General features: G+C 60.9%; 5 protein-coding genes, 1 tRNA gene and 1 pseudogene. All 7 read right to left on the bottom strand.

Translation table 11 applies throughout. The features are described from left to right. Positions 1-1,117: 1,117 nt before the first annotated feature. Entirely contained in the window at positions 1,118-1,594 is a 477-nt protein-coding gene (locus tag ESZ60_RS20185; RefSeq protein WP_134682450.1) for a hypothetical protein, read from the bottom strand. Then, complete coding sequence (locus tag ESZ60_RS20190; RefSeq protein ID WP_134682451.1) at positions 1,591-2,097, bottom strand: YbjQ family protein; 507 nt, start codon at positions 2,095-2,097, stop codon at positions 1,591-1,593. Before ESZ60_RS20190 ends, ESZ60_RS20185 begins: the two co-directional genes overlap by 4 nt. Positions 2,098-2,293: 196 nt before the next feature. After that, positions 2,294-2,956, bottom strand: a complete 663-nt coding sequence (locus ESZ60_RS20195; RefSeq protein ID WP_134682452.1) for a hypothetical protein — start codon at positions 2,954-2,956, stop codon at positions 2,294-2,296. A gap of 385 nt (positions 2,957-3,341) precedes the next feature. Beyond that, complete coding sequence (locus tag ESZ60_RS20200) at positions 3,342-3,551, bottom strand: helix-turn-helix transcriptional regulator (RefSeq protein WP_134682453.1); 210 nt, start codon at positions 3,549-3,551, stop codon at positions 3,342-3,344. A gap of 156 nt (positions 3,552-3,707) precedes the next feature. Further along, on the bottom strand, positions 3,708-4,895 hold the full coding sequence (locus ESZ60_RS20205; RefSeq protein ID WP_245155803.1) for a tyrosine-type recombinase/integrase: 1,188 nt from the start codon (positions 4,893-4,895) through the stop codon (positions 3,708-3,710). A 134-nt stretch (positions 4,896-5,029) separates the two neighbouring features. Further along, positions 5,030-5,117, bottom strand: a tRNA-Ser gene (locus tag ESZ60_RS20210). 704 nt (positions 5,118-5,821) lie between these two features. Next, positions 5,822-6,062: pseudogene (locus ESZ60_RS20215) on the bottom strand (transposase); the annotation flags it as partial. Between the last annotated feature and the right edge of the window lie 122 nt (positions 6,063-6,184).

A 6,184-nucleotide genomic window follows, 5' to 3' on the forward strand; every position in this document is an offset into this window, starting at 1 on the left:
AGTTATAGGATTTCCAGTTCGTGGTTCGGTAGCGGGCAGGTGCGGAGTTCGTCATGCCGAGCGGATTAACCCACCAGAATCGCCGAGTGAATCCGTCAGATCCGAAAGTTCTGCAACAATGCCTAGTGCTAGTAAAACGCTGGATTACAACGACCGTGCGGCGCTGGTGCAGTCTCGGCCCCCGCAATGCCGCTTTCGGCAAGTGGTGGGACGCCCTGCATCTTGCCTACGCAGGCAAGACGCTGGACTACCGCGACCGCGCGGCGCGTGGTGGGACGTGCAGGGGTTTCTCAGTGGTGAGAAACCAATGACTCGCAACGACCGCGCGGCGCTGGTGCAGTGTCGGCACTTGGTGGGACGCCCAGCGTTTTGACAGTGGTGTCAAAACGCTGACCTACCAAGACCGCGCGGCGCTGGTTCAGTCTCGGCCCCAATGACGCCGCTTTCTCCGCTTGGTGGGACGCCCAGATGTTTACCAGTGGCGGTAAACATTTGAGCCACCAAGACCGTGCGGCGCTGGTGCAGCGTCGGCGCGTGGTGGGTCAGCGTTTTACGGACGTTCGTAAAACGATTGATCACAACGACCGCGCGGTTGTCGTGGTGGAACGCGCAGCGTTTTGGTAGCCCTACCAAAACTCTCAACGACCTCGACCGCGCGGTGTTGGTGGGACGCCCAGCGTTTTCATAGTGCTATGAACACGATGGGCCGCAATGAACGCGCGGCGCTGGTTCAGTCTCGGCCCCTATGACGCCGCTTTCGGCAAGTGGTGGGACACCCAGAGGTTTACGAACGCTCGTAAACCTATTGACCACAACGACCGCGCGGCGCAGGTGCAGTCTCGGCCCCAGCCATACCGCTTTCGGCGCGTGGTGGGACGCCCAGCATCTTGCCTACGCAGACAAGACGCTGAACTATTACGACCGTGCGGCGCTGGTGCAGTGTCGGCCCCCGCCATTCCGCTTTCGGCAAGTGGTGGGACGCCCAGTGTTTTACCTACGCAGGTAAAACACTGAATCACCAAGACCGCGCGGCGCTGGTGCAGATCGGGGAAAACGCAGCGGGGCCGTTTGGCCGATAATGCAGAAACCCGCCCACGAGACGCGGGCGGGTGCAGTGTCAGCGGGCTATCCTGATCGCGCAGCAGGTAGTATCGCCGTTTGGATACTCAATCCAGCCGATAGACATACCCAGCAACCCCGTGACCATGACGGCGCAAATGGTGGTGATGATCGCGCACCATTTGATCACGGGCGGGAACTCGATCACGGCACGCACTGCGGCCTCTGGCGTGGCCTCTGACGGCCTCTGGGGCGAGGTCAGGGGCTTGCCGCCTTCTTTGACGGCCTCGTCGGACAGGTGCGCGAAATAGGCCACCCGCAGGTTCTCCACCTCGGCGTCGGTCAGCTTCTCGCCTCGTGAGGTGCGGATGAAGATTCCCACGCCCGGAATGCGGGCGAGGTAGACCTTGCGCTTGACCTCGAAATGCCACGCGACGGAATCCAGCGGGCCGCAATCGGCCTGCTTGAATGCCTCTTGCACGGCGTCGGGCAGGCCGCTCGGCTGGGTGGTGACCAGTGTCAGACGTTCCATCATGCGGCTCCTTCGATCACCACGGCGGTGCCAGAGGCCACCAGCAGCACCATGTTCCCGCTGCCCGACAATTCGACGTAATCCAGATCAATGCCGATCACGGCATTCGCCCCGATCCGGTGGGCCTCGGCCCGCAACTCGTTCAGCGCGGTCTGACGGGATTCACGCATGGTGTTTTGCACGGCGGCAGAACGGCCCCCGAAAAAGTCCCGCGCACTGGCGAACAGGTCTTTGAATATGTTCATGCCGAAAGCGCATTCCACGGTGATCACGTCCAGCCGCTTGACGATCCGCAGATCGTGGATCGCGCTTTCTGTCGTCAGCAACACGGACTCGATCCGGCGCTTTTCCGCCTCGGCCTCGGCCAGCATCGCCGCGCGTTCGGCTTCCTTCTGCTCCTTGGACTTGGACGCCTCGGCCACGCGCTTTTCGTCGCATTCGGTGCAGATCGCTACCAGCGCCTCGGTGAAAGACAGCTTCTTTCCGCAGTTCCGGCATTTCGCCATGTTTGATTCCTTTCGGTGGATAATGGGCCGTGGCAGTGGACTGCGGCCCTTGGCAATAAAGACGGCGCGTCAGGTCACGGGCGAGGCCACGTCAAACCCTCTAGGATCGCGCCCTGTGGCCTCTCTCGTGACCTTGGGCACCTTCCCCTTTCCCCAGCACTCAAACGCCTGTCAGGGGCGCAGTGATCGCATTTCACTAGCTTCTGAACGCCAGCGCATCCTCGTCGGACAAGCGCAGGTATTCTTGCGCTGTGAGATACGCCAAGCTGCCTATCTCTGCGCTGATGATCGTGGCCCAAGCCCACGATTCCCGGTCCGCGTCCCAGCCGTCAGAGGATTTCGGCTCTGGCGCTTCGCTTGGGTTTTTATCTTTGGGGAACATGCGCAACGGGGTGTTGACATACTTCTTAGCGGGCAGGTTTTGCTGGGCTTCGGCCTCGATCACCTCCGCATCTTCCAGCACCACGAGGCGCAGGTAGATCGCCCGCCCAACGCGCACGGCCAGTCCAAGGGCTTCCAACTTCTTGAACAGGACGCTGGCCCGCTGGCGCGAAAAGGACAGGGTGCGCCCGATATAGGACAGCGAGTGGCTGACCACGCGCCCAGTCCCGGCCAGCGAGGCGATCTTTTTCAGCATCTCCCGCGCCACCCCTCGCAGCCCAAGGGCTGCGGCCCGCACCAACAGCCAGTGCAGTAACTGGGTGGCAGAAACGGGCTTGTCCTTCGCGCGGCGCTTCACCTCGGCCAGTTTGCGATCCGCGAACCGGATTTCGTGGCGCTGCCGCGCGGTGGCGATAAGGCGTAGGGTATCGTCCTGCGCCTCGCCATGCGAGGGCAGTTGCAGTGCAGCATTGCTCATTGGCCGTTATCCAGCCGTCAGGCCAGACTCCCCCGTTCGCCCAAAGGCGTTATTCATGGATTGCCACTCGAAGTGGATGACTTTAATATAGACCCATTAAGCCAATGGCTGTAATCCAGTCAATATGAAAGTCATCCAGTATGGATAAGCGAGTGCAAATCGCCGTTTCCGTCAAGCCAGACGTGCTGGCTGCGATTGAAGCTTGGCGTCAGACCCAGCCGGGGGATATGTCCCGCGCCCGCGCAGTCGAAGCCCTGCTTCGGATCGCACTGCAATCTGAAAGCCAGCTAGACAACGAAGGGTGAAGCCCAGACGATCCGCGCCAGCGCCCTCAGCAGAGGGCTTGCCGGAATGACGAAAGGGACCGCGCCATGGGCGCAGTCCCTCAGCCGCTTCGGACGCGGCGCGTCTTGGTTGCGATGTAAGCCCGCAGGTCGTCAAGCCGCCAGTTCGTCAACCCCGGCGAGAGGACAATAGCGGGGAAGCAGCCCTTGCGGTGCAGGGTGTAAAGCGTCTGGCGGGATACGCCCAGAAACTGGGCTGCATCGCGGGTTGACAGCAGGCGGTCGTCAGGCAGGGTATTCGTGTCGTCCATAGGCTCCGTCCATATAGGTCACACAGCCTGATAGCCGGGCTGCCACAGCGTAAAGCTAGCTTGTTCCTATATGCTGCCCTTCGCAGGGCCGTCCTGATGGACTCATTCGATTTGATTCGAATGTCAGACGACATTAGCGGAATGATTCCAGTCAGATCAAGACGTATTATCAGAAACGGGTTCACCCAGCAGGTGCCGCGCCCAAGCGTCCATCATCGGGCGGCGGGCGTCCAGCAAGTCAGCATCGCGCAGATAGGCCGCTTCCACATCGTTTCGGGCCAGCGTATGGGCCAGCGCGGATTCTGCCAGATCACGCGACCAGCCCGAATGCGCCGCCCATTGCCGGAACGTGGACCGCCACCCGTGACAGGTGGCCTCTATGCCAAGACGCTTGTGAACGGCGCTCAGGGTCGCGTCTGACAGGGGCTTGCCGCCGTTACCAAAGAATACCGTCTCGGCCAGCTTCTCGCGGTCCAGCAGGGCGGACATTGGTCCTGTGAGCGGGACGCGATGCCTGCGCCCAGCCTTCATGCGCAGGCCCGGAATTTCGATGCGATCAGCTTGCAGGTCCGACCAGCGCAGGCCCCGGACCTCACCCGGTCGGAAACCCCCAAGGATCAGCAGGGCCAGTGCTGCCGCGCCCTGTCCATCGTTCCGGCGTTCCCAGATCGCCCGGAATGTTGCCGGGGCGTCCTCGATCCCGACAGCGGCGAAATGCGTCTTGGCCTGCTTCACGCGCGGCAGGCCCTGCCTAATAACTGACAGGCTGGCCGGATTCGGCCCCGGTTCGCGGTGCCCATGCGCCACGGCATAATCCAGCACCATTTCTATCCGGCCTCGCACCCGTCGCGCCGTCTCAGGCTTGGCGGTCCAGATCGGTGTAAGGCAGGCCAGAATATCGGCGGTCGTGATCTCTGCCACGGGCCGCTTGATAATACCCTTGGCATAGGTGCCGATTGTGTTCTGCCATTGCTGCCGATGCTTCGGATTACGCCAGCTCGGCGCGTTGGCCGCGAAATAGTAATCGAACACCTGTCCGAATGTCGTGGCCCGACCAGCGCCGTGCATCGTTGGTGCTTCGGGCTTGCCTAGCGGGTCAATGCCTTGCGCCACCAATCCGCGCAGATCGGCAGCGCGTTCTCGGGCTGCGGCGACCGGAAGCGAGTCCGCGTTGCCGAGTCCCATTTCGCGCCTGCGGCCCGTTCCCGGTTCGGAATACCTGAATGCCCATGACCGCGATCCCGGCTTGACGCTCAGGTAAAGCCCGCCTCCGTCAGCGTGAAAGCCCGGTCCCGATGTTTTGACACACCCGCTCGATAATTTGTGAATCGGCCCCCGCGCCATAAACTGTCCTCCGAACCCACGTCCATACCCACGCAAATAGCGTGACAGGCTGGTATTGATCCAGACAGGTTCGACAGGTGTATTACGGTTTTTGCTGGGTTTTCCTGACAATCCAGACAGATCAGACTGTCAGGTGGCGGAGGAGGTGGGATTCGAACCCACGGTGGGATGACCCACGTCGGTTTTCAAGACCGGTGCATTAAACCGCTCTGCCACTCCTCCGACAGCGATGGACGTAATACCAACAGCGCGGAAGAGCAAGTCCATCCTGACCGAGCTTTCTCCGGTCGGTCCCTCACCATACCGAGAGTGTGCCGGTTTGAGATTGGTCGTCTGCGGATGGCTTCAGGGCAAGTGTGCCGGGCGTGCCGTCAAGTCTGGCCCTATATTTGGCCTTGAGTATGTAGGATTTTGCCTGAGCCCATGCCGAGGAGAGAGTTGCGCGTCGCCATCCGGTTCTGTTCCTCTATCATCCCGGTAATCTGTTCGATGGGATTTAGCGGCTCCATAGGGGGCCACTCCGCCCTGCTGATCCGTGAAGGGGTTTCCTCATGTCGTCTGCTCCTTCGTTATGAAGTATAATTTGCAACATAGCGGGATAAACCCACGGAGGGGACCACGGTCAGGCGGACTTGACTTGGCTGTCTTCAGCGCTCCAGTGCCAGGGCCGCAACTCGGGCGGCCGTGAGACAGGCAGGTCCGAGATGCGGGCAATGACATCGACCAGCCAGGGTCGTCCAAGAACCGGGTGAAGCTGCGCCAATCCTCGCGCGACGGCAAATAGTCGATCATTTTCCCTACTTTGGCATGTCTGGAAAGCGCGCTCCGCTGACCGCGCTGCCTTGTCTCCAAGTCGGCGATGAGGGGCGCGGAGAGGAGTGTCCTGAACTTCGTGTATCTGGCCCGGTCCATGCGGTTTGAGATACTCAAGCGTCGAAGCGCTCGCCGAACATTATGGAGAACTGATTACGGACCGCAAACCATTCCCGAACGTTTCGGCCATCCTTCTCGAAGTTGCGGATGGCCAGGGAGATCAGCTTGGTCGCCGCCTCGTCGGTCGGAAACGTTGATCGACTTGCGGATAACCCGGTTCAGACTCTCAATGGCATTGGTCGTGTAGATGATCTTGCGGATCGCCGGATCTAAGCCAAAGAACGGGATCACCTGGTAATCCTCCCCGTTTTAACGGGGCGCAGAAGTAGACCTCAGGCAGCCATTTTCAGTTTCTGGGCGGGTGTGATGCCGCCGATGCCCATGTTGGGGCGCTCGTTGTTGTAAGTCCATAGCCA

The organism is Paracoccus ravus, assembly GCF_004522175.1.
In the GTDB taxonomy this organism is placed as follows: Bacteria; Pseudomonadota; Alphaproteobacteria; order Rhodobacterales; family Rhodobacteraceae; genus Paracoccus; species Paracoccus ravus.

Bases quoted from the DNA above. Each gene is read 5' to 3' on its own strand.
- ESZ60_RS20185 (WP_134682450.1), bottom strand. From the start codon at position 1,594: ATGATGGAACGTCTGACACTGGTCACCACCCAGCCGAGCGGCCTGCCC.
- ESZ60_RS20190 (WP_134682451.1), bottom strand. From the start codon at position 2,097: ATGGCGAAATGCCGGAACTGCGGAAAGAAGCTGTCTTTCACCGAGGCG.
- ESZ60_RS20195 (WP_134682452.1), bottom strand. From the start codon at position 2,956: ATGAGCAATGCTGCACTGCAACTGCCCTCGCATGGCGAGGCGCAGGAC.
- ESZ60_RS20200 (WP_134682453.1), bottom strand. From the start codon at position 3,551: ATGGACGACACGAATACCCTGCCTGACGACCGCCTGCTGTCAACCCGC.
- ESZ60_RS20205 (WP_245155803.1), bottom strand. From the start codon at position 4,895: ATGGCGCGGGGGCCGATTCACAAATTATCGAGCGGGTGTGTCAAAACA.